The sequence below is a fragment of the Nonomuraea sp. KM88 genome (genome assembly GCF_052245635.1).
Taxonomy (GTDB): Bacteria; Actinomycetota; Actinomycetes; order Streptosporangiales; family Streptosporangiaceae; genus Nonomuraea.
The window spans coordinates 732,939-754,001 of sequence record NZ_JBQQCC010000001.1; the positions used below are offsets into that span (position 1 = coordinate 732,939).

The following is a 21,063-nucleotide window of genomic DNA, read 5'->3' on the forward strand; positions in this document are numbered from 1 at the left end:
CTCCTCAGGTGACTTTGATCATGTACGCGGCCGTGGTGGGCGGCTCCGGCGGCAGGTCGGCGTAGAGGGCGTCGGGGGCCAGCCGCCAGCCGACGGGGCCGTGGCCGAGCAGTTCCACGGCGGCGGGGCGGCGCTCCAGCAACCCCGCCGCGGTGCCCAGGCCGGCGATCCTCGCCGTACGGTCGTCCGGCCAGGCGAGCAGGGTGGCGTACACGGCCTCGCCCTTGCGGGTGAAGCGGATGTCGCCCGGCCGGTACGCGCGCTCGGCCTCGTTGTAGCCCTCGTAGCCCTTGACCTCGCCCAGTCCCGTCGTGCCCTCGCTCGCGCGCAGCCAGGGCGTGGTGCCGTAGACGCCCTCGCCGCAGACCCGCAGCCAGCCGCCCACCTCGGCCAGGAGCGCGCGGGCGCGGGCGTCGACGGTGCCGTCGGCGTGCTGGGGGATGTTCAGCAGCAGGCAGCCGTTCTTGCTGACCACGTCGATCAGCGTGTGGATGATCTGCTGCGGGGTCTTGCGCGGATGGAACAGCGGGCCGTCGTCGGCGCAGTCGAACCACTCGCCGTCGCTGGTGTCGAACTGCCACGGGTGGGGCTGGGCCTCGTCGAGCTGGCGGCGCTCGCAGTCCATGACCACCGCGGTGCGGTCGGCGTCCGGCACGTCCTTGATCGTCACGATGCCGCCGGTCGGGCAGGTGTTGTAGTAGCGGGCCAGCAGCTCCAGCCCGGCCGTGCTGACCGGCTCCGACTCCACCACGCTGCCCGCGTCGAACGGCAGCCGGCCGTCGTCGAGATAGACCAGGTCAGGACGGTAGCGGTCGAGCGCCTCGCCGACCCGGGCGTAGAAGCGCTCGGCGACGTGCGCGGGCGGCCGGGCTCCCGGGTCGTGCCGCTGCGGGTAGAGGGTCGCGGGATCGAGGCCGTCCCACCAGGTGCCGGCGCCGTCGGCCCTGGTCAGCGCCCCGTCGTACGGCTCGCCCGTCTCGGGGTCGTTCCCGTGCGCCACGTCGAGCCAGCGCCACGTCCAGTTGTGGTGGAAGCTGAGGCCGAAGGGCAGCCCGGCGGCGCGGGCGGCCCGCTCCCACGCGCCGACGATGTCACGGCGGGGGCCGACGCGGGCGGCGGTCCAGTCGTGCTGCCGGGAGTCCCACAGGTCGAAGTTGTCGCAGTGGGTGGCCAGGGCGACGAAGTAGCGGGCGCCGCTGGAGACGTACAGGTCGATCAGCTCGTCCGGGTCGAAGCGCTCGGCGCGCCACCGGTGGAACAGATCCTTGGCGCCGCCCCCGCCGGGACGGGTGGGGCCGAAGTGGGCGCGGTGGTGGGCGTGCTGGCGCCCGGCGCGCCCGCGTTCCCACGGCTCCGACCAGGGTTGCATGCCGTAGAGGTGGCGGGCGTACCAGTCGCCGGAGCGGGCCACGGACTGCGGGCCCCAGTGCGACCAGATGCCGAACTTCGCCTCACCGAACCACGCGGGCACGCTGTGGCCGCGCAACGACTGCCAGTCCGGCAGGAAACCGTTCATGTGATCACCCGTACGTCGAAGGGGGCCAGCCGGAGCGGGCCCGGTTCTATCGGTTGGCGCCGGCCGGTGACCTCGACGGCCGGCCGGGTCACCGTCACCGCGCGCTCGCGCTCCGACCAGTTGTGCGCGAACCACAGCCGCCGGCCGCGCGCGTTGACCGCGGTGCGCACGGTGACCTGCGGCTGCGCCCCGGCAGAGATGAGGGCGGGGGACGCCCCGGCGGTGACCCGCGCGGCGATGCGCCGGAACAGGGCCGCCGCCGGCTCCCTCCCGGGCAGGGTGCCGACATAGGTCACCGTGCCGCGCCCGGCGCGGTGCTCGGTGACGGCGGGCCAGCGGCCGAAGTGGTGGTGCTCGTAACGGGCCAGCTCCTCGGCGCCCTCCAGCTCCAGCGCGTCCGCCCAATGGCGGGCCACCCCCTGCTCCCCGAGCCCGCGCACGGGAACGGGGTCGAGCAGCGTCGAGTACTCCAGGTAGCGCACCCCGGCCAGCTCGCGCAGCGGCCCCGGCGCCACCTCGGCCCGCGCCCGCGCCTCCTCGTCGGCGTACCCGGTGCGGAAGGTCAGCACCAGGTGCCCGCCGTCGCGCACGTATGCGGCCAGCGCTTCCGCCGTCGCGTCGGACAGGCAGTAGAGGGCGGGCGCCACCACGACGGGGAAGCGCCGGGCCCCGAACTGTTCGGGCGTCACGAAGCCCGCCTGCAGCCCCGCGTCGCTCGCCCCTTGGTAGAACGCCGCGACGATCCGCTCGTAGGAGTCGCGGTCGGGGGTGCGCCCGTCGAGCGTGAGCGGCGGCTGGAACGCCACCGCCCACTTGCTGTCGGGAGAGTGGAGGAACCCGGCGTCGGCGTCGGGGGTGAGCCCGGCGAGGTCGTCGCCCGCCCGGTCGAGCTCCGCGCCCAGCGCCGCGATCTCGTCGTAGATCCGGCCCGGCGTCATGGAGTGCCCGAGGATGCCGCCCCAGTACGTCTCGGCGCCGTCGTGCAGCGTGTTCCAGTGCCAGTACGAGATCATCTCCGCGCCGCGCGCGACCAGCGCCCAGGCCGCCTGGCGGAGCTGGCCGTCGTAGGGCGTGACGTTGAGCTGGGATCCGGCGATCGACGAGGCGTTCGTCTCGGTGACCCAGTAGCGGCGCTGCTTGGAGCCGTACATGCGGTCGGCCGCCTGGAACAGCGCGTCGGGCCCGGCGGCGAACCAGCCGATCTCGGCGGGCCGGTCCTCGGCGTCGCGCGTCAGCGCGTCCTGCGCCAGGTAGTAGGCGTTCCCGCTGGTGACGGTCAGGTGCTCGGACAGCCGTACGTCGTCCAGGGCCGGCCGCTGGTAGGCCAGGCACGTGGTGAGCGCGCGGTCGCCGGGCACCAGCTCCCGCACGAGCTCGGCCTGCCAGGCGATGAACCGGGTGGTGAGCTCGGCCTGGAAGCGCCGCCACGCGAGGTCGTACGAAGGGGTGGTGTTGCCGTCGGGGCGCCAGAGCTCGGCCCAGTCGCCCACGCGGTGCGACCAGTACGCCAGCCCCCATTCCTCGTTCAGCCGTCCGGCGTCGCCGTACCGTTCGGCGAGCCAGGCCGTGAACCGCTCGAACACCGGCTCGTTGTGGATGAGGTGCAGTCCCGGCTCGTTGTCGAGCTGGATCCCGATCACGGCGGGGTGGCCGCCGTGCCGGCCGACGACGGCGCGGATGACGCGCTCGGCGTGGCGCAGGAAGGCCGGCGAGGTGAAGTCGACCTCCTGGCGCGCGCCCCACGGGATGCGGGCCCCGCCGGCGCGCACGATGGCCAGCTCGGGGTGCTTGCGCTGCAGCCAGGGCGGGATGGCGTACGTCGGGGTGCCCAGCAGCACGCCGATGCCGCGCTCGTGCGCCGCGTCCAGGACCGGCGTCAGCCAGTCGAGGTCGAACTCGCCGTCGCGGGGCTCCCAGGTGGACCAGACGGATTCGCCGACGCGGATGGTGTCGATCTTCGCCTGGGCCATCAGGTCGAGGTCGCGCTCGGGATCGGGGGCGCGGAGGTATTCGGGATAGTAGGCCGTGCCGAATCGGATGCCGGGGCTGCGGGTGGGGGGCGGTGGAGTCATGAGCTCCCCGAGGTCGTGACGGACCAATGGCGATCTTAAAACGATTTACCAGATGATATATTTATTCACGCCCTCATGTCAATGCCTTGAAGGTGCTTCGTTGCTGTCCCGTTTCCTGTGGCCCGTGTCCGGACGGCAGATCATCGAAGGCAAGAGAGGGATGGTGCCGGTGGAACGCCGCATATAGGCTTAAAACGTTTTGTCTCACGGAGGGACGTTCGGATGGTCGACTTCCACGAGGACCCCGGGCCCGGTTCCGGGCGGCGGGCGGCGCGCGCGGACTTCGTCTCCGACGCGCCGCGCCTGTCGCTCAACGGCCTGTGGCGCTTCCGCCTCTCGGGCACCGCCGCCGGAACGGGGCCCGCGCTGCCCGACCCGGCGCTCGACGACAGCGGCTGGGACACGATCAGGGTGCCGTCGCACTGGGTGCTGGAAGGGCACGACCGGCCCCTCTACACCAACACCGCCTACCCGTTCCCCATCGACCCGCCCCACCTGCCCGACGACAACCCGACCGGCGACTACCGGCTCCGCTTCGACCTGCCCCCGGATTGGCCCGCAGGCCGGACCGTGCTGCGGTTCCAGGGCGTCGACTCCTGCGGCACGGCGTGGCTCAACGGCGAACTGCTCGGGCACTCCAAGGGCAGCAGGCTGCCGTTCGAGTTCGACGTCACGGGGCTCGTGCGGGCCGGCGGCAACCTGCTCGCCGTACGCGTGCAGCGCTGGTCGTCCGGCAGCTACCTGGAAGACCAGGACATGTGGTGGCTGCCCGGCATCTTCCGCGACGTGGAGCTGCTGGCCAGACCCGAGGGCGGCGTCGACGACCTCACCGTCCGGGCCTCCTACGACGCCGCCACCGGCTCCGGCGCGCTCCTGGTCACCGCCGACGCCCCGGGCCTGGTCGAGATCCCCGAGCTCGGCATCGCCGTGCCCACGGGCGAAGAGGTCACGGTCGCGCACGTCGAGCCGTGGAGCGCCGAACACCCCCGCCTCTACCGCGGCACCCTGCGCGCCGCCGGCGAGACGATCGACCTGCCCGTAGGCTTCAGGACCGTCGAGATCGCCGGCGGCCGGCTGCTCGCCAACGGCAGGCCGGTGCTCTTCCGCGGCGTCAACCGGCACGAGCACGACCCCGTACGCGGCCGCTCGCTCGACCGCGTCACCATGATCCGCGACATCGAGCTGATGAAGCGGCACAACGTCAACGCCGTCCGCACCGCCCACTACCCGCCGCACCCCGAGTTCCTGCGGCTGTGCGACGAATACGGCCTGTGGGTCGTCGACGAGTGCGACATCGAGACGCACGGCTTCATCTACTCCGGCTGGGAGGGCAACCCGCCCGCCGAGCCGATGTGGCGCGACGCCCTGCTCGACCGCGCCCGGCGGATGGTCGAGCGCGACAAGAACCATCCCAGCGTGGTCATCTGGTCGCTCGGCAACGAGAGCGGGAGCGGGGCGGCGTTCGGCGACATCGAACGCTGGATCCGCGAGCGCGACCCCACCCGGCCGTTGCACTACGAGCGCGACCCGAGCTACCGCCACTCCGACTTCTACAGCCTGATGTACCCGTCACTCGACGACCTGGAGCGGATCGGGCAGCGCAAGGAGGAGACGCCGGACGGGGTGAGCGCGGAGTCGCCCGACGACGTGCGGCGGCGCGGGCTGCCGTTCCTGCTGTGCGAGTACGCCCACGCCATGGGCAACGGGCCCGGCTCGCTGGCGGACTACCAGACGATCCTGGAGTCGTACGAGCGGTTCTGCGGCGCGTTCGTGTGGGAGTGGATCGACCACGGGCTGGCCGGGACCGACGAGCACGGCCGCCCCTGCCACCGGCACGGCGGCGACATCGACTACCAGCCGAACGGCGGCCGCTACTGCCTGGACGGGCTGCTGTTCCCCGACCGCACGCCTTCGCCGGGCCTGGCCGAGCTGCGCGCGGCCATCGCGCCCGTGGGGATCGCGGTGGACACGGTCGCGGGCGAGGTGGCGGTCACCAACAAGCACGACCTGATCGACCTGGCCCACCTGTCGTTCCGCTGGTCCGCGGAGGTGGACGGCGAGCCCCGGGACGGCGGGACGCTCTCGGTGCCGCACTGCCCGGCCCGCGAGACGGTGCGCGTTCCCCTTCCCGCCGTGGAGATGGGCGCGGAGATGGGCGCGGAGATGGGCGCGGAGGGCGAGACCTGGCTCACCGTCGAGGCGTCGCTCGCCGCCCCGGCCCGCTGGGCGCCCGCCGGCCACGTCATCGCCTGGACCCAGGCCCGGCTCGGCAACGCCTCCCACCGCCGCCCGCCTCACGCCCGGTCCGCGAGCGTTCCCCCCTCCGCGGCCGGGGTGGTGGCCCTGGGCGGGGCCGCGTTCGACGCGAGGACCGGGCGGCTGATCGGGCTGGGCGACGCCGAGCTCGACGGGCCGGTGCTGGACGTGTGGCGGGCACCCACCGAGAACGACCGCGGCCAGGGCCCCAGGAACGCGCTCGCCGCCGACTGGGAGGCCGTCGGCCTCGACCGGTTCCTGCACCGCACCGCGAGCGTCGAACGCCCGGACGACCGCACGCTCGTGGTGCGCGGCCGCAGCGGCCCGGCCACCCGTACCCTGGGCTTCCGCACCACGTACACCTGGCGATGGGGCCATGGCGCGCTCCACCTGACGATCGAGGCCGAACCCGTCGGCGACTGGCACGACACCGCCTACGGCCACCTCACCGTCACCCCGCCGCGCATGGGCGCCAGGTTCGCCCTCCCCGGCGGCTACACCGACGTCGCGTGGTTCGGCCGCGGCCCCGGCGAGTCGTACGCCGACAGCCTGGCCGCCGCCCGCGTCGGCCGCTTCGCCCGGCCGATCGACGACCTGCAGACCCCGTACGTCTTCCCGCAGGAGAACGGCAACCACGTCGAGACCCGCTGGCTGGAACTGTCGGGCGACGGCCTGCCGGCGGTGCGCGTGGACGGCGAGCCGCACCTCGACTTCACCGCCCGCCGGTGGACCAGCGAGGCGCTGGCCGCCGCGCTCCACCCGCACGACCTGGCCGACTCCGGCCGGGTCTGGCTGAACCTGGACCACGGACAGCAGGGCCTCGGCAGCGCCTCCTGCGGCCCCGCCCTGCCCGAGCGGTACCGGCTGCCGGTCCGCCGCTTCACCTGGTCGATGACGCTGAGCTCCCCAGAGCCCTCGCGAAGGAGTTACCGATGACGTCGAAGTTCGACTTCTGCCCGTGGCTGTACTGGGACCACGCGACCGACGAGGACCGCCGCGCCCAGGAGGACCACCTGGCCGGGCTGCGCGCCAGGATCACCGTCGAGGCCGCGGAGAAGGTCTTCGTCTCCCCGCTGGCGGCCGTGCACGCCGACCGCCTGCGCATGGGCGACCACAGCTACATCGCCGCCCACGCCTACGTCACCGACACCCTCGTCATGGGCGACGACTGCACGCTCAACCCGTACGCCGTGGCGCGGGGCCGCGTCGTGTTCGGCGACGCCGTACGCGTGGGCGCCCACACGTCCCTGCTCGGCTTCAACCACGGCGTCGAGCCCGACCGGCCGGTGTTCCGCCAGCCGATCAGCTCGAAGGGCATCACCATCGGCGACGACGTGTGGATCGGCTCCAACGTCGTCGTCCTCGACGGGGTCACCATCGGCGCCCACGCCGTCGTCGGCGCGGGCGCGGTCGTCACCAAGGACGTGCCCGCCTGGGCCATGGTCGCCGGCAACCCGGCCCGCCCCATCCGCGACCGCCGCACGGGGTCACGTCCGGGGGACGACCTGGAAGGGCTGCTCGCCGCCTTCGCCGACCGTGCCAGGGACCAGGCGGAGGCGGTGCTGGCCCGCTGCTGGACGGGCGAGCGGTACGTCGACCGCCCGGACGCCCCGCCCACCGTACGCGCCTGGTGCGACGCCGTGGAGATCGCCGACCTGCTCCTCGGCGGCCCGCCGCCGGTGCCCGCGCGCGAGGAGATCGTCGCCTTCCTGCGCGACCGCCAGGACCCCGCCACCGGCCTGATCCCGGAGATCGGTGCCCCCAGCTCGCCGGAACGGGCGGGGGAGCCGGGAGGCGCCGGGCCGGAGCTGGAGGGTGTCACGGCCTACCACGTGCTCTGCGCCGGCTACGCGCTCGACCTGCTCGGCACCGGCTTCCGGCACCCCGTGCACGCCGTCCACGACCTCGCCGGCAAGGACCTGACCGCCGCGCTCGACGCCCTCGACTGGGACCGCGAGGCATGGACGTCGGGCTCGGTGGTGGACGCCGTCGGCACCGGCCTCTACCGCAACCTCGCCGGCTTCGGCCTGCGCGGCGACCTCGAGACCCTGTACGGCTGGCTGCTCACCCGCTGCCGGCAGGGCCACGGCATGTGGGGCGAACCGGACTCCGACGCCGGCTGGCTGATGGTGGTCAACGGCTTCTACCGGCTCACGAGGGGGACGTACGCGCAGTTCGGATTGCCGCTGCCCTACCCGGAACGGGCCGTCGACACCGTGCTCGCCCATGCCCGCGACCCCCGCTACTTCCACGGCGACACCGGCAACGCCTGCAACGTGCTCGACGTCATCCACCCGCTGTGGCTGGCGGGCAGGCAGACGGCGCACCGCCGCGAGGAGGGCGAGGCGTGGGCCCGGCGCCACCTGCGCCGCGCGCTGGGCGGCTGGCAGGACGGCGCGGGCCTCAGCTTCGCCCTCACCGGCGGCACCGGCGCGGCCCGCGTGCCCGGCCTGCAGGGCACGGAGATGTGGCTCGCCATCATCTGGCTGCTCGCCGACCACCTGGGCCTCTCCGGCGCCCTCGGCTACCGCCCCCGAGGCATCCACCGCCCCGAACCGGCGATCCACCTCCCGAACCGCTGACACGTCATTCCGGCGGCTCGTCCCGCGCATCACTGCCGGCCCGGCAGCGTGGCGGTCGTCCTGGCATCGGAGGTCAGCTGGTCGTGGGTGCGGACGGCGATCACGCACACGATGCTGATGACCGCCGCGAGCCCTCCGTACAACGTGACGGGCAGCCACGAGTCCATCCCGTTGAACAGCGCGGTCGTGACGAAGGGCGCGATGCCGCCCGATGATGCCGGAGAACTGGAAGCTGAACGACGTGCCCGTGTAGCGCGTGGCTGGTGGGAACACCGACGAGGCGGCCTCCCGCCCGCCCTCCTCGTCGCTGGCGTCTTCGGGTGTGGTGTGCATGAGAGTCGGCCGCGCCGCTGGGACGTGTGGTCAGGCCTCGGTCGTCGCGTCGCGCACCGGAGCCAGGGCCCGGCTCCACACGGTGACCTCCTCCACCAGCTTCGCCAGGTCACCGGCGTGGCGCTCTGCCGGGGCGAAGACGCCGGTGACGGTGGGTTCGGTGATGTCGATGCCGGTGTAGTCGAAGTCGGTGAAGGTGTTGAGCGTGACCTGGGCGGCGACGTCGGCGAGCTTGAAGTCGGCGGCGATCTGGCGCAGCTGCTCCACGGCGCGCACGCCGCCGACGGTCCCGTAGCTGACGAACCCGATCGCCTTGTGGTTCCACTCGTAGTACAGGTAGTCCAGTGCGTTCTTCAACGGACCGGGAACCCCGTGGTTGTACTCAGGGGTGACGATCAGATACCCGTCGAAGGAGGCGACAGTCTCGGACCAGCGCTTGGTGTGGTCGTGGGCGTAGACGCCCCAGGCGCCCGAGGCGGGCTCGTCGAGGACGGGGAGGTCGAAGTCGGCCAGGTCGACCAGCTCCAGCTCGACCCCCTCGGGGGCGGCCTTGCGGGCGGTGGTCAGGGTCCAGTCGGCCACGGCCTTGCCGCGGCGGTGGGTGCGGGTGCTGCCGATGATGACGGCGATGCGGGGCATGGGTTCTCCTCGATCAGATGGTAAAGTACAACGACGACTTTACATCAGTGCAACGGCCAGAAAGAACGAGGAGTCATCGTGAGTCCAGAGGCAGATGCGCCCGGCGAGCCAGTGAGCAGGCTGCGGCCGGCGAAGCACGAGGCGATCATGGCCGGAGGCCTTGAGGTCTTCGCTCGCGACGGTTTCGCGCGGGCGAGCATCGATGCGATCGCGACCGCGTCGGGGGTCTCGACGCGCACGATCTACAAGCACTTCGCCGACAAGCCCGCGGTCTTCGCCGCTGTGATCGTGGATTCGGCAGGCCGGGTCGCTGAGGCTGAGATCGCACTCATCGACCGTCACCTCTCACCTGTGGAGACCGCAGAGGAGGTCGAGTCGGCACTACGGGCATTCGCCCTGGACTGGCTCGACGACGCCGGCGACTGGCTGGCCGGCATCCCGCACTCCACCGCGCACCGGGCCCTGATCGGCCAGGTCCGCGCCGAGGCCGGGCACCTGGGCACCGACGTCATCGCCGAGTGGTGGCAGGCCGGTGCCGGACGGGTCCGCGCCGAACTGTCCCGGATCTTCGCCGGGTGGGCTGAGGCCGGACTGCTGCGCATCGCCGATGCCGAGCGCGCCGCGGTGCACTTTTCCCGACTCGTCTCGGCCCTCCCAGGCCCGCCGGCCTCGCCCGTGTCAGCCACCGAGCGCGCGGCATGGATCGCCGAGGGTGTGGCCGTGTTCGTCCGCGGACACCAGCCATGACGGGAAGCGAGACCTCTCACGCCGCCGGTCCGGACCTGGGATCGCTTCGGCCATGGTCTTCACCATGGATCGCAACATGTCGGGGTCGTCGGTCTCGATCTGCTTCGCCAGCCACTGCGCGGGAGTCGCACTGCTGTCTGCGGCCATCGACCGGTTCTCCTTCGATCTTGATCTAGCTACTCGAAGGATCACTCGATGGCCGTCTTCATTTCACGACGCCACGCCTGTGACCAGGCCGAACTCGTACACCACTCCCGTGGACGCAACCCTCCCACCGCAGGGGGAGACCTGGCCAGCAATTCACCCTCACAGGGGAGGACGCGATGTGCAGGACGCATGTCGACTTGTCACATGGGTTCCCTCGTGTTCTCTCGTCATCGTGCCGCGGCTCCCGTGCGACCTGGCACTCGTATCGTCGTGACCGCCCTGCTGGTGGCCTTGTGCTGCGTCGGATTCGCCGTCGTCAACGTCATCTTCGAGCTGACCGGCCGTTTCGACGGCGGCCCCTACGCCGCGTACGCATCAGGCCTTCTCGTGATGAACTGGCTCGTCGTCGTGCTGAAGCTGGTGGGCGCGGGTGCGGCGCTGTCGTCGATCGCCAACCGTCCCACGATCCTTCCCCCGGCGGTTCTGGGCGTGGTGTTGTGGAGCGCGTTCGCCCTGCTGTCCTTCTACGCTCTCGGCGCCGTCGTTCAGGCGTTCGGCATGGCGCTGGGCCTGATGGGTTCGGCCGATCAGATCACCCTGGCCGGAGTCGGTTACGTGCTGTTCTTCACGCTGATGGCGATCGGATTCGGCGCCCTGGCGATCTCCTACTCGCGGCGCTTCGAGATCCGCAAGGGCGTTATCGCCCTCGGCGTCGTGGGCGGGCCCGTTGCGCTGGGGCTGCTCCTGCTGGCCGTGCCGATGCTCCTGACCGCCCTCGGCGTCATGCCCGCCGCCTGATGGGAGCTACCGGGTCCGTCGTTCGGGCGACTCTGTGCCTGGTAGCCGCCGGGGTGAGCACTCCCGCCGCCCGCCCGGGGCGTCTGGTCTGGAACGTCAAGTGAGCACCAAAGGAACTAAAGTAGGCAAAACGTCAGTCCCTTTGCCCTCAACGGATTGTCGTGCTTAACTGTGGGCAGAAATCTTCTACAGGTGCCTAGGGGCTTGGCTCCGAACACCACATCCTAAGGCCGTCCCCATGGGGCGGCCTTAGCGCTATGGTGCCCCATGCAGATCTGCTACCTCGACGAAGCGGGCGGCTGCGAGGCACCTGATAGAAACAGCTCAGCAACACCCGTCATGGTGATCTCCGGGCTTGTCGTGGATGCCGCCTCGATCCCCGCTCTCACGCGAGACTTCCTTGCGCTGAAACGGTTGCACTTCCCAGGCCGCTTCGCTGCTGGGCGTGCCCTGGACCACATCTTGATAGAGGTCAAGGGCAGCGAGATCCTGCAGATGACGAGAGCGCAGTCGCGGAATAAACGCCGCCAGGCTCATCGCTTCCGATCGGAACTCTTGGACCTAGTCGAAGAACATAGATGCCGCCTTATAGGGAGAATCTGGATCAAAGAGCCAGGAAAGGCCATGAGACCAGAAGGGAGCTACTGTTATGCCATCCAAGACATAAGCGCGCACTTCGCCCAATTACTGGCGGCGCAGAACAGTGTTGGCATCGTCATCGCGGATGGACGAAATCATCACACCAACCGCAATGTGGCCCATTCAATCTTCACGCAGAAGTGGCGCACTGGCGGCGATCCCTACCCCGCCCTTCGCGACGTACCTCTCTTCGCTGCCAGCGACCACTTCGGAGGCAGACTGCAGAACCTCCAACACAGGTACAAGAACGAGGCCGGACGCTGGCGAGGAGGTTTGGTAGTCAGCGATCCGATCGGGCATCGTCCGGGATCGCTGCTGTTCAAGCCGCAGGAGGTGACCACGAGCACGTCGGCTCAACCGGCTGCGGTCGCCGAGCAGGCGCTGACGGGCTCGGCACATCAGCCCTGATCCACAAGCGCCGCACCTGCCCCACGTCGGTATCGCGGACGCCTCCACGTTGGGGAACGCCTCGCCGAAGTCATTCGGGACAGGTTAGACAACCCTCCTGGAGGGTTCTGGGTGGGCGAGTGAACGGGTCAGGCGGCCCCGCCCCTGATCGATGCACCCGTCTCGACTGCGGCGGCCATCGCCCGGTGGCCGGCCGCGCTCGGGTGGAGGTGGTCGCCGCAGTCGTGGCAGGGGAGCAGGCGGGCAGGGTCGGCGGGGTCGCGGAGGGCGGCGTCGAAGTCGGCCACGCCGTCGAACGCGCCCCCGCGCCGGACGTACGCGTTGACCTGCCGCCGGGCCCGTTCCCCCTGCTCGGTGTGGTATTCCGCGCCCGCGAACGGGGTGAGCGTGCCGCCGACCACGCGGACCCCGGCGGCGCGGGCTGTCGCTGCGATGCGGGCGTACGCGGCGACGAGGTCCTCGGCCCGCGCGCCCGCGCCGAGGTCGTTGAGCCCGGCCAGCAGGATCACGGTGCCGATGCCCGGCTTGGTCAGCACCTCGGCGGCCAGGCGGGCCTCGGCGGAGCGTCCGGTGCCCGCCGCCAGCACGCGGCCGCCGGAGACGCCCTCGTTGACCACGGCCAGCGGGGGAGACCCGCGTACGGCCGGGTCGGCGAGGAGGTCCACCCAGCCGTGGCCGGTCTCGGAGCCGACACCGGTGGCGATCGAGTCTCCCAGCACCGCCACGGTCGACACGGGGGCGGGCGCGGTGACCGTCAGCGCGTCCAGCCAGTGCCAGACCGCCACCTCCTCGGTGAACGCCCCCGAGCCCTCGTCGGCGGCGTGATCACCGGGGATCGACCGGTAAGCCGGCGCGGTGGCGGGTTCCGTCGGCCGCTCCATGCCGGTGCCGGGCGGCGGGTAGGCGGGGGCGGTGGCGCGGTTGCGCCCGGTCAGGACGCCGGCCTCGGCGCGGACGTGCAGGCTGATGGCGAGGCGGCGGCGCGGGCGCACCCGTACGGGGAGCGGGTCGCTGAGGGCCGTCGCGCCCGGTGCCACCGTCACCTCGGGACTCCCGCCGAACGCCAGCATCCGGTTCGACCCCGGCTCCAGCGCCGCCCCGGCCAGCGGGACGCCCACGTGGACGTGCCCGAACGTCACGGGCCGGTCCCCGAAGGCGTTGGTCAGCCGGACGCGCAGGCCGCTCCCGCCCACGGTGGTCCGCACGACGTTGCGCACGGTCAGGTCACGCAGGCCGCCGCCGAGGCGTTCCGCGGCGGCGGCCCACGTGGTCACCGGCCGGTGCGTCACCGTCCCCACGACGCGGTGAACGTGTACCGGCCGGAGCCGACCCGGCACACCGAAGCGGCTTCGGTCGACTCGATCACGTCGATGCCCGCGGCGGCAAGCGGCGCGCCGGACTCGCGGACCGACGACGGGTCCGTGGTGGGCACGTGGACGGTGGCGAGCGCGCCCGGCGGGACGCGCACCTCCAGCGTCAGCTCGCCGCCGGAGATCTCCCACCGGCTGCTCAGCCGCCCCAGCGGCGTGTCGTACGCCGCCGCGGCCCACCGCAGCCGGCCGCCGGGCAGCGGCCGGACGAGCGGCCGCCGGTATCCCACCGAGTCCTCCTCCTGCCCGATCCCCGCCACCCCGCTGTACAGCCACTCGCCCACCGAGCCGAGCGCGTAGTGGTTGAAGGAGTTCATGGCGACGGGCCCGAAGCCGTTCTCCTCCGTCCAGCCGTCCCACCGCTCCCAGATCGTGGTGGCTCCGCGCTTGATCGAGTAGCCCCAGGACGGGTAGCGGTCGTCGTGCAGCAGGTCGTAGGCGAGGTCGTGGTGCCCGTACGCGGACAGGACGGGCCCCAGCAGCCCCACGCCGGCGAACCCGGTGGTCAGCCGCCGCCCCCGCCGCTCCAGGTCGGCCACCAGGTGTCCCACGGCGGCGGGCACCAGCTCGTCGGGGACGAGCCCGTGCGCGAGCGCGAGCAGGTATCCCGTCTGCGTGTCGCCCGAGACCCGCCCGTCGGCGGAGACGAACTCGCCTGCGAACGCCTCCCCGATCCGCGCCCGCAGCCCCGCGTACCGTTCGGCGACGTCCGCGTGACCCAGCACGGAGGCGGCCCGGGCGGTGAGGCCGGCGCTCAGCGCGAAGTACGCGGTGGCCATCACGTCGCGGGAGGTCCGCACGCCCGCCTGCAGCCAGTCGCCGTAGTGGCTGCCCACCCGGTCGCGCCAGATCAGGCCGGGGTTGTGGCGTTCGACGTGGTCGACCCACCGGCGCATGCTGGGCAGGCTGTCGCGCAGGATCCGCTCGTCGCCGTAGACCCGGTAGAGGTGCCACGGCACGACGGTGGCGGCGTCGCCCCAGCCGGGGGCGCCGTGCCGCTCCGTCATCACGTGCGGCACCACGTCGGGCACCGCGCCCTCGGCGGTCTGCGCGCAGCGCAGGTCGGCCAGCCAGCCGGTGAAGAACGCGGCCACGTCGGCGTTGTAGCAGGCGGTGCGCAGGAACACCTGCGCGTCGGCGGTCCAGCCGAGCCGCTCGTCCCGCTGCGGGCAGTCGGTCGGCACGGACACGAAGTTGCCCCGCTGGCTCCACCGGATGTTGCTCGTGAGCCGCCGCACCATGTCGTCGGAGCAGGAGAACTCGCCGGCGACCGGCGTGTCCGAGTGCATGGCCCGGCCGACCAGGTCGACGTCGGCGTGCCCGGTGACCTCCACGTACCGGAAGCCGTGGACGGTGAAGCGCGGCTCGAACGTCTCCTCCGGCCGTCCCGCGGCCACGTAGTGGTCGGTCGCCTCGGCCGAGCGCAGGTTGGCGGTGTAGAGGCCGCCGCCGTCGTCGAGCGTCTCGCCGTGGCGCAGCGTGACGCGGGTGCCGGCCGGGGCGCCGCGCAGCGTCAGCCGCACCCGGCCGGCGATGTTCTGCCCCAGGTCGACGATGGTGCGGCCGTCACCGTCCCGCCGGGTCTCGACGGGCACGAGGTCCTCGGTGACGCGGACGGGCTCGGCCGCGGCGGGCACGAGGACGTCGTGGCGGGTGTCGACGACGCGGGCGGGGGCCCACGACGAGTCGTCGAAGCCGGGCAGGTCCCAGCCGGGCTGCTCCAGGCGGGCGTCGTACCACTCGCCCATCAGCAGGTCGGCGTAGCGCAGCGGCCCGGTGCTCTCCCGCCAGCTCCCGTCGGTGCCGACGACCGTGCGCGAGCCGTCGGCGTGGTCGGCCACGAGCTGGACGAGCAGTTCGGGACGTCTGCCGTAGCGCTGGGCCTGCTGCCGGCCGTCCCAGCCGAGGCTGCCCGACCACCAGCCGTCCGCGAGCACAGCCCCCACGCAGGCGGGGCCGTCGCCGATCAGGTCGGTGACGTCGTACACCTGGTACGGGACGCGGTAGCGGTAGTCGGTCCAGCCGGGGGTCAGCTCGCCGTCGCCCACCCGGTGGCCGTTGACGCGCAGCTCGTACAGGCCGCGGGCGGTGCACGCGACGCGTACGGCGGTCACCGGCGACAGGTCGACGACGCGCCGGAAGTAGCGGGGCGCGGGCAGCGACCCGGTGCGTACGCTGCGGGGCTCACGGTCGTCGGCGGGCGGTTCGAACGGCGGCAGGGTCTCCGGGTCGTGGCCGATCCAGGCGGCCGCCCACTCGTCCGGGTGCAGCACGCCGGTGCCGAACCACGACTCGGCCGCCGCCGTCCCGCCATCCGCGGAGCGGACCTGGACCTGCCAGGTGTAGCGGGCGAACGACGCCAGTGGCGCGCCTCCGTAGCAGGCGCTGGTGTCCTCGCCGTCGATCCAGCCGCTGTCCCAGGCGGGAGCGCCGCCGGCGCGGACCGTGATCCGGTACGCGGCCTGCGCGTCGCCGCGCCGGTCGGATGCCAGCCGCCAGCTCAGCCTGGGCGCGCGGGTGGCGATGCCCTGCGGGGTGGCGAGGTGCTCGCAGCGCAGGTCGTACGGGTGCAGCGCGGCGCCGGCGGGAACCGCGGGGAGAGTCCATCCGTTCACGGCGCTCATCAGGGTGCTCACCAGGCCCATTCCGTGGCCGGCCGGGCCAGCGTGTAGTCGCGCCGTGGCGCGGTGGGGTGGATCTTGCGCCCGCTGTACATCGGCCGGGCGGTGCCCTCGGGGCTGATGCCGATCACGTCGTCGCCGCGCCAGCGCACCTGGAACTCCCGGCCGGAGGCGACTTCCGTGCTCGTCGACTCGGGTACGGGGAACGTGACGGTGATCCGCTCGCCCCGCCTGGGCGCGCGGACGGACAGGTAGCCGTCGGGCGCCCACGCCCCCGTCTCGGTCCCGCCGAACCCGTCGCCGTCGCGGGTCACGCGCACCTTGGCGTACCCGGCCCATTCGGGCACCCGCATCCGCAGCTCGCGCAGGTCCTGGTGCACGTCGAGGTCGACGCGGCCCTCGTGGGGGAGGTGGCTGAGCACGGTGACCCGCTCGGTGGCCCGGGTGAGCAGCAGGTTGATCCGCACGTCACGGTCGTCGCCGGTGACGATGGAGTTCCACCCCCAGAACAGCCCGCGCAGGCCGGAGCCGACGCAGCAGGCCTGCACGTCGGCGGTGTGCCCGCGGCCCAGCTCGATGTCGCAGACGTAGTCGTTGGGCGCGCCGTACCCGGCGAAGGCGCCGCGCACCCGCTCGCCCACCCGCACGTGCGTCACCCAGCCGGGCTCGTCGCCCGAGGTGTCGGGGGCCGACTCGACCCAGCTCAGGTCGAGCAGCTGGGACTCGACGAGGTGGTTGCGCAGGAACCGCTCCACCACGCCCCAGTAGGCGGTGTGCCCTGACCGGGCGAGCGTGACGCCGGTGCCGATCAGGTCGACCAGTGAGCAGCTCTCATGCTCGTAGCGCTGGCCTTCGAGGTCGCCGGGCGTCCAGCCGAACCTGGTGGCCTGGGTGAGCGCCCAGTCGTAGGAGCGGCGTACGAACGCGGTCAGCTCGTGGTCGCCGGTGTGGCGGGCGTAGCGGGCCAGCCCTTCGAGGGTGCCGAGGCGGGTGTGGAAGTGGCCGCTGCGGTAGGCGCGGGCGGCGTTGAAGCTGCCGTCCTCGTGGTAGACGCCGCTCTTGTGCACGATCAGCCGGGCGAACCAGCCGCACAACTCCAGCGCGTCCTCGTTGCCGGTCGCCTGGTGGTAGCGGAGCAGCGGCATGATCAGCCGGCCGCTGAACGACGCCGGGTCGGGGGCCAGGTGCAGCGCGATGGCGTTGGGGGAGGGCCAGCCGTCGGGGGTGTACTCGGAGGCGGGGTAGAACCAGACGTCCCGCTCCTTGATCGCGATCCGCTTGAGGGCGGCCACGTGCCGGTCGGCCAGTTCCTTGGCCCTGGGGTCGCCGTCGGAGACGTACCACGTGGTGAGCGACAGGAGCACGGCCCGCTGGTCGATGAGGTTGGCGTTCGGGGCCCAGCCGGCCTCGGGGCGGGCCCGCCGGTAGCTCAGCCCGTCGGGGCCGAAGAAGCTCGTCAGCCGGCGCCGGAAGCCGTCCTCGACCTCCCGCCAGGTGTCCTTGCCGGTCATGTGCCTGGCGAGCAGGCACGCGTCGAGCAGCCGGCCGTGGCTGGAGCCGTAGTCCCAGTCGCCGTGCCGCAGCGCCGCGGGGCGGGCGAGCAGGTCGGCGCTGAAGTACGGAATGCCGTCCATGCCCGTGTCTGGGTCCGTGTCGGGCAGTCCGGCTACCGCGTTCATCGCCAGCTCGGCCCGCTCTTCGAGCAGCACGGTGTCGGGGATCTCTGGCATGGCCATCCCTTCGTCGCACATAAATATTCAACTGTGCATAGATGTCGCATTCAGCCTGCTTCGCCGGTTGACTCGCGTCAAGGCGTGCATAAATATTCGTATCTTGTTGGATATGTATCGCTGGGAGAGGATGGTGGCATGAGCGTTGATCCGGTGGTGCGGCCAGGTGCTGGTGCGGCGGTGACCCTGCGGCCCGTGACGGGAGCCCGCCTGCGGGACGGGTTCTGGGGGGCGCGGCAGCGGGTCAACCGCGAGGTGACGATCCCGCTGGGCGGCGAGCGGGTGCACGAGTCCGGCGCCTTCGACAACCTGCGGCAGGCCGCCCGCGGTGGCGGAGGGGAGCACCCCGCCGAACACAGCGGGAAGATCTTCGCCGACTCCGACGTCTACAAGTGGCTGGAGGCGCTGGCCTGGGAGCGGGGCAGACGCGAGGACGACGGCCTCGCCCGGTCGTACGCGCAGGCGTCGGAGCTGGTCGCCGCCGCGCAGTGCGCCGACGGCTACCTCCACACGCACACCCAGCTCACCGGCCGGCGACGCTATTCCGACCTGGCCTCCAGCCATGAGCTCTACTGCGCGGGCCACCTCATGCAGGCCGCCGTCGCGGGCCGCCGCGCCACCGGCGACGAGACGTTGCTCCGGGTGGCCGCCCGCTTCGCCGACCACCTGGCCAAGGACCTCCCCGCCGACGCGCTCGACGGGCATCCCGAGGTCGAGATGGGCCTGGCCGAGCTGCACCGCGAGACCGGCGTGCCCGCGTACCTCGATCTCGCCGCCCGCCAGGTGGCCGCGAGGGGCCGCTCGCTCATCCAGCTGAAGGGCCACCACGGCCCCGGCTACCGGCAGGACCGCGTGCCGGTGGCCGAGGCCACCACGGTCGAGGGGCACGCGGTGCGCGCGATGTACCTCGCCGCGGGGGCGACCGACGTCGCCGTCGAGACCTCCGATCTCGACCTGCTCGCCGCCCTCCACCGGCAGTGGCGCGACATGGTGGCCACCAAGACCTACCTGACCGGCGGTCTCGGCTCCAACTGGTACGGCGAGGCGTTCGGCGGCCACCACGAGCTGGCGCCCGACACCGCGTACTGCGAGACCTGCGCGGCGATCGGCAGCATCCAGTGGTCGTGGCGGATGTTGCTGGCGACCGGCGACGCCGCGTTCGCCGACCTCATCGAGCGCACCCTCTACAACGCCGTGCTGCCCGGCGTCTCGCTCGACGGCGAGCACTTCTTCTACGTCAACGCGCTGCGCGTGCGCGCGGGCGCCGACCCCGACGACCTGCGCGCCCCCGCCCGGGGCCGGCAGGGATGGTACGGCACCGCCTGCTGCCCGCCGAACGTGATGCGCCTGTTCTCCTCCCTCGACCACTACCTGGCCACCGGCGACGGCGACGGCGTCCAGCTCCACCTGTACGCGCCCGGCACCGTGCGCGCCGGCGGCGTGCTGCTCGAGGTGGAGACCGGCTACCCGTGGACCGGCCGCGTCGAGATCGTGGTCAGGGAGACCCCCGACCAGCCGTGGACCCTGTCGGCCCGCATCCCCGCCTGGGCCGATGCGGCCGGGATGGACGGGCGGCCGGCCGAGCCGGGCGGCTACCACCGCGTGCGCAGGGCGTGGCGGCCGGGCGACCGGGTGGTGCTCGACCTCGGGATCCGGCCCCGGCTGACGGCCGCCGTGCCCCGGCTCGACGTCGCCCGCGGCCAGGTCGCGGTCGAGCGCGGGCCGCTGGTCTACTGCCTGGAGCAGGCCGACCACCCGGGGGTGATCGTCGACGACCTGTGCCTGGCCGCGGCGGACCTCCGCGACGCGAGCGCGGTCGCCGGGCTGCCCGCCGACGTGGTGCCGGTCACCGCGCGCGGCCGGGCCCACGTGCACCGGGAGGACGACGGCGGTTTCCCCTACCGCACCGCCGCCGCCCCCCAGGAGCCGGAGCACGCGGGCCCGGCCGATCTGACGTTCGTCCCGTACTACGCGTGGGCCAACCGCGGCGCCGGGCCGATGACGGTCTGGACGCCCATGCACCGGGCCTGACCCGCGTGCCGCGAGCGCGTCCGGCCGGACGCGCTCGCTCGCACGGCCGGCTCAGGCAAAGGAAACGTCATGATCTGTGATCACAGGTGGAAAACGGGTATGTCGTAGCGGCTGTTCGCGATGACTTCCGTGTGCGCCCGATGCAGAGCCCGAGAGCGGAGGCGGCCCCGGTGGAAGCGGTGGACGGCGGGATGTGATGATGTCCCCAACGCTACGGGGAGGAAGCGATCGTGGGGTCCCTCGCGGGCAGCGGGCTGCCCCCGGATGACGTCGTCGTCTCCGCTCTGCGGGCGGGCGACGAGGAGATGTTCGCGACACTGCTCGACACCTGGGCGCGGGGCATGTTGCGGGTGGCCCGCTCCTACGTCTCCACCGACGACTCCGCGGAAGAGGTCGTGCAGGACACGTGGCTGGCGGTGATCGGCGCCATCGACGGTTTCGAGGGCCGCTCGTCCGTGAAGACCTGGGTCTACCGCATCCTCGTGAACACGGCGAAGAGGCGCAGCGTGCGCGAGAGCCGTACACTGCCGTGGAGCGCCTTCGAGCGGGACGCCGGCCCGGCCGTCGATCCCGCCCGGTTCAACGGGATCGACGCGGCCCTGCCGGGCAGCTGGAAGGAGGCACCCGCGGTCTGGCCGACGCCCGAAGGGCAGGCGCTCGCCGCGGAGGTGCGGGGCCTGATCGGCGAGGCGCTGGCGACGTTGCCCCCGCGGCAGCGCATCGTGATCACGCTGCGCGACGTGGAGGGATGCACCTCCGAGGAGGTGTGCGAGATCCTGGAGATCTCCGCCGTCAACCAGCGGGTGCTGTTGCATCGAGCGCGTACGGCGGTCCGCGAGTTGTTGGAGAGTTACTTCGAGTCGGTGAAGCAGCCAGAATAGGTGAAACGGTTCAATACGCAGAAGGTAAGGCGGTTAACGTCGTGAAGCGGTTCACGTGCGGCGAACTGGTTGAATCCATCACCGCTTACCTCGACGACGCCCTCGACCCGCCCGCTCGCGCCGCATTCGAGGCCCACGCGGCCTGCTGCGACGACTGCCGGCGCTACGTCCACCAGTTCCGCGTCACCATCCGGGCGGTCGGCGACCAGCCCCCGGAGAAGCTGTCGGGCCGCACGCGCGAGCGGCTGATGTCCGCCTTCAAGCAGCGCCGACAATCCTGACAATTCCCCCGT

General features: G+C 72.3%; 15 protein-coding genes. 8 read left to right on the top strand and 7 right to left on the bottom strand.

Going from position 1 to position 21,063, the window contains the following annotated elements; translation table 11 throughout:
- Nucleotides 1–4: 4 nt before the first annotated feature.
- Complete coding sequence (locus ACTWPV_RS03430) at nucleotides 5–1,516, bottom strand: alpha-L-fucosidase (protein WP_443150550.1); 1,512 nt, start codon at nucleotides 1,514–1,516, stop codon at nucleotides 5–7.
- Nucleotides 1,513–3,588, bottom strand: coding sequence for a beta-galactosidase (locus ACTWPV_RS03435; RefSeq protein ID WP_443150551.1), 2,076 nt, complete (start codon nucleotides 3,586–3,588; stop codon nucleotides 1,513–1,515). Before ACTWPV_RS03435 ends, ACTWPV_RS03430 begins: the two co-directional genes overlap by 4 nt.
- A 222-nt stretch (nucleotides 3,589–3,810) precedes the next feature.
- Here ACTWPV_RS03435 and ACTWPV_RS03440 point away from each other — a divergent pair, with 222 nt between their 5' ends.
- Together ACTWPV_RS03440 and ACTWPV_RS03445 are read left to right on the top strand one after the other, a co-directional pair.
- Nucleotides 3,811–6,780 (top strand): glycoside hydrolase family 2 TIM barrel-domain containing protein, encoded by a 2,970-nt coding sequence (locus tag ACTWPV_RS03440; RefSeq protein WP_443150552.1) that lies wholly within the window; start codon nucleotides 3,811–3,813, stop codon nucleotides 6,778–6,780.
- Nucleotides 6,777–8,426, top strand: a complete 1,650-nt coding sequence (locus tag ACTWPV_RS03445) for an acyltransferase (RefSeq protein WP_443150553.1) — start codon at nucleotides 6,777–6,779, stop codon at nucleotides 8,424–8,426. Before ACTWPV_RS03440 ends, ACTWPV_RS03445 begins: the two co-directional genes overlap by 4 nt.
- A gap of 29 nt (nucleotides 8,427–8,455) precedes the next feature.
- On the opposite strand, the gene ACTWPV_RS03450 is transcribed toward ACTWPV_RS03445, so the two are convergent.
- Together ACTWPV_RS03450 and ACTWPV_RS03455 are read right to left on the bottom strand one after the other, a co-directional pair.
- Nucleotides 8,456–8,593: a hypothetical protein gene (locus tag ACTWPV_RS03450; protein ID WP_443150554.1), complete on the bottom strand. Its 138-nt coding sequence runs from the start codon at nucleotides 8,591–8,593 to the stop codon at nucleotides 8,456–8,458.
- A gap of 196 nt (nucleotides 8,594–8,789) precedes the next feature.
- On the bottom strand, nucleotides 8,790–9,398 hold the full coding sequence (locus ACTWPV_RS03455; RefSeq protein WP_443150555.1) for an NADPH-dependent FMN reductase: 609 nt from the start codon (nucleotides 9,396–9,398) through the stop codon (nucleotides 8,790–8,792).
- Nucleotides 9,399–9,476: 78 nt separating this feature from the next.
- On the opposite strand from ACTWPV_RS03455, the gene ACTWPV_RS03460 reads away from it, so the two are divergent.
- From ACTWPV_RS03460 to ACTWPV_RS03470, 3 genes are all read left to right on the top strand, one after another.
- Nucleotides 9,477–10,145 carry a TetR/AcrR family transcriptional regulator gene (locus ACTWPV_RS03460; protein WP_443150556.1) on the top strand — a complete coding sequence of 223 codons (669 nt, stop codon included), beginning with the start codon at nucleotides 9,477–9,479 and terminating at the stop codon, nucleotides 10,143–10,145.
- 417 nt (nucleotides 10,146–10,562) lie between these two features.
- A complete protein-coding gene (locus tag ACTWPV_RS03465) occupies nucleotides 10,563–11,090 on the top strand; it encodes a hypothetical protein (protein ID WP_443150557.1) in 528 nt (175 codons plus the stop codon).
- 267 nt (nucleotides 11,091–11,357) lie between these two features.
- A complete protein-coding gene (locus ACTWPV_RS03470; RefSeq protein WP_443150558.1) occupies nucleotides 11,358–12,137 on the top strand; it encodes a DUF3800 domain-containing protein in 780 nt (259 codons plus the stop codon).
- Nucleotides 12,138–12,265: 128 nt separating this feature from the next.
- Here the strand turns inward: ACTWPV_RS03470 and ACTWPV_RS03475 are convergent, their stop codons facing one another.
- Genes ACTWPV_RS03475 through ACTWPV_RS03485 form a run of 3 tightly spaced genes read right to left on the bottom strand, consistent with a single transcriptional unit; the run spans nucleotide 12,266 to nucleotide 17,858 of the window.
- Nucleotides 12,266–13,411 carry a GDSL-type esterase/lipase family protein gene (locus ACTWPV_RS03475; protein WP_443150559.1) on the bottom strand — a complete coding sequence of 382 codons (1,146 nt, stop codon included), beginning with the start codon at nucleotides 13,409–13,411 and terminating at the stop codon, nucleotides 12,266–12,268.
- Nucleotides 13,412–13,422: 11 nt separating this feature from the next.
- Entirely contained in the window at nucleotides 13,423–16,143 is a 2,721-nt protein-coding gene (locus ACTWPV_RS03480) for a family 78 glycoside hydrolase catalytic domain (RefSeq protein ID WP_443150560.1), read from the bottom strand.
- Nucleotides 16,140–17,858, bottom strand: a complete 1,719-nt coding sequence (locus tag ACTWPV_RS03485) for a hypothetical protein (protein WP_347642037.1) — start codon at nucleotides 17,856–17,858, stop codon at nucleotides 16,140–16,142. Before ACTWPV_RS03485 ends, ACTWPV_RS03480 begins: the two co-directional genes overlap by 4 nt.
- A 138-nt stretch (nucleotides 17,859–17,996) precedes the next feature.
- Between ACTWPV_RS03485 and ACTWPV_RS03490 the strand changes: the two genes are divergently transcribed.
- The 3 genes from ACTWPV_RS03490 (at nucleotide 17,997) to ACTWPV_RS03500 (ending at nucleotide 21,051) form a co-directional block, all read left to right on the top strand.
- Nucleotides 17,997–19,889 (top strand): glycoside hydrolase family 127 protein, encoded by a 1,893-nt coding sequence (locus ACTWPV_RS03490; RefSeq protein WP_443150561.1) that lies wholly within the window; start codon nucleotides 17,997–17,999, stop codon nucleotides 19,887–19,889.
- 230 nt (nucleotides 19,890–20,119) lie between these two features.
- The gene (locus ACTWPV_RS03495; protein WP_347642039.1) at nucleotides 20,120–20,770 is read left to right on the top strand and encodes an RNA polymerase sigma factor; all 651 of its coding nucleotides are present in this window, start codon (nucleotides 20,120–20,122) and stop codon (nucleotides 20,768–20,770) included.
- A gap of 41 nt (nucleotides 20,771–20,811) precedes the next feature.
- On the top strand, nucleotides 20,812–21,051 hold the full coding sequence (locus ACTWPV_RS03500; RefSeq protein ID WP_347642040.1) for an anti-sigma factor family protein: 240 nt from the start codon (nucleotides 20,812–20,814) through the stop codon (nucleotides 21,049–21,051).
- Nucleotides 21,052–21,063: the final 12 nt, after the last annotated feature.

Coding starts and splice junctions, on each gene's coding strand:
- ACTWPV_RS03490 (WP_443150561.1), top strand. CDS start 17,997: ATGAGCGTTGATCCGGTGGTGCGGCCAGGTGCTGGTGCGGCGGTGACC.
- ACTWPV_RS03435 (WP_443150551.1), bottom strand. CDS start 3,588: ATGACTCCACCGCCCCCCACCCGCAGCCCCGGCATCCGATTCGGCACG.
- ACTWPV_RS03455 (WP_443150555.1), bottom strand. CDS start 9,398: ATGCCCCGCATCGCCGTCATCATCGGCAGCACCCGCACCCACCGCCGC.
- ACTWPV_RS03440 (WP_443150552.1), top strand. CDS start 3,811: ATGGTCGACTTCCACGAGGACCCCGGGCCCGGTTCCGGGCGGCGGGCG.
- ACTWPV_RS03430 (WP_443150550.1), bottom strand. CDS start 1,516: ATGAACGGTTTCCTGCCGGACTGGCAGTCGTTGCGCGGCCACAGCGTG.
- ACTWPV_RS03450 (WP_443150554.1), bottom strand. CDS start 8,593: ATGGACTCGTGGCTGCCCGTCACGTTGTACGGAGGGCTCGCGGCGGTC.
- ACTWPV_RS03470 (WP_443150558.1), top strand. CDS start 11,358: ATGCAGATCTGCTACCTCGACGAAGCGGGCGGCTGCGAGGCACCTGAT.
- ACTWPV_RS03485 (WP_347642037.1), bottom strand. CDS start 17,858: ATGCCAGAGATCCCCGACACCGTGCTGCTCGAAGAGCGGGCCGAGCTG.
- ACTWPV_RS03445 (WP_443150553.1), top strand. CDS start 6,777: ATGACGTCGAAGTTCGACTTCTGCCCGTGGCTGTACTGGGACCACGCG.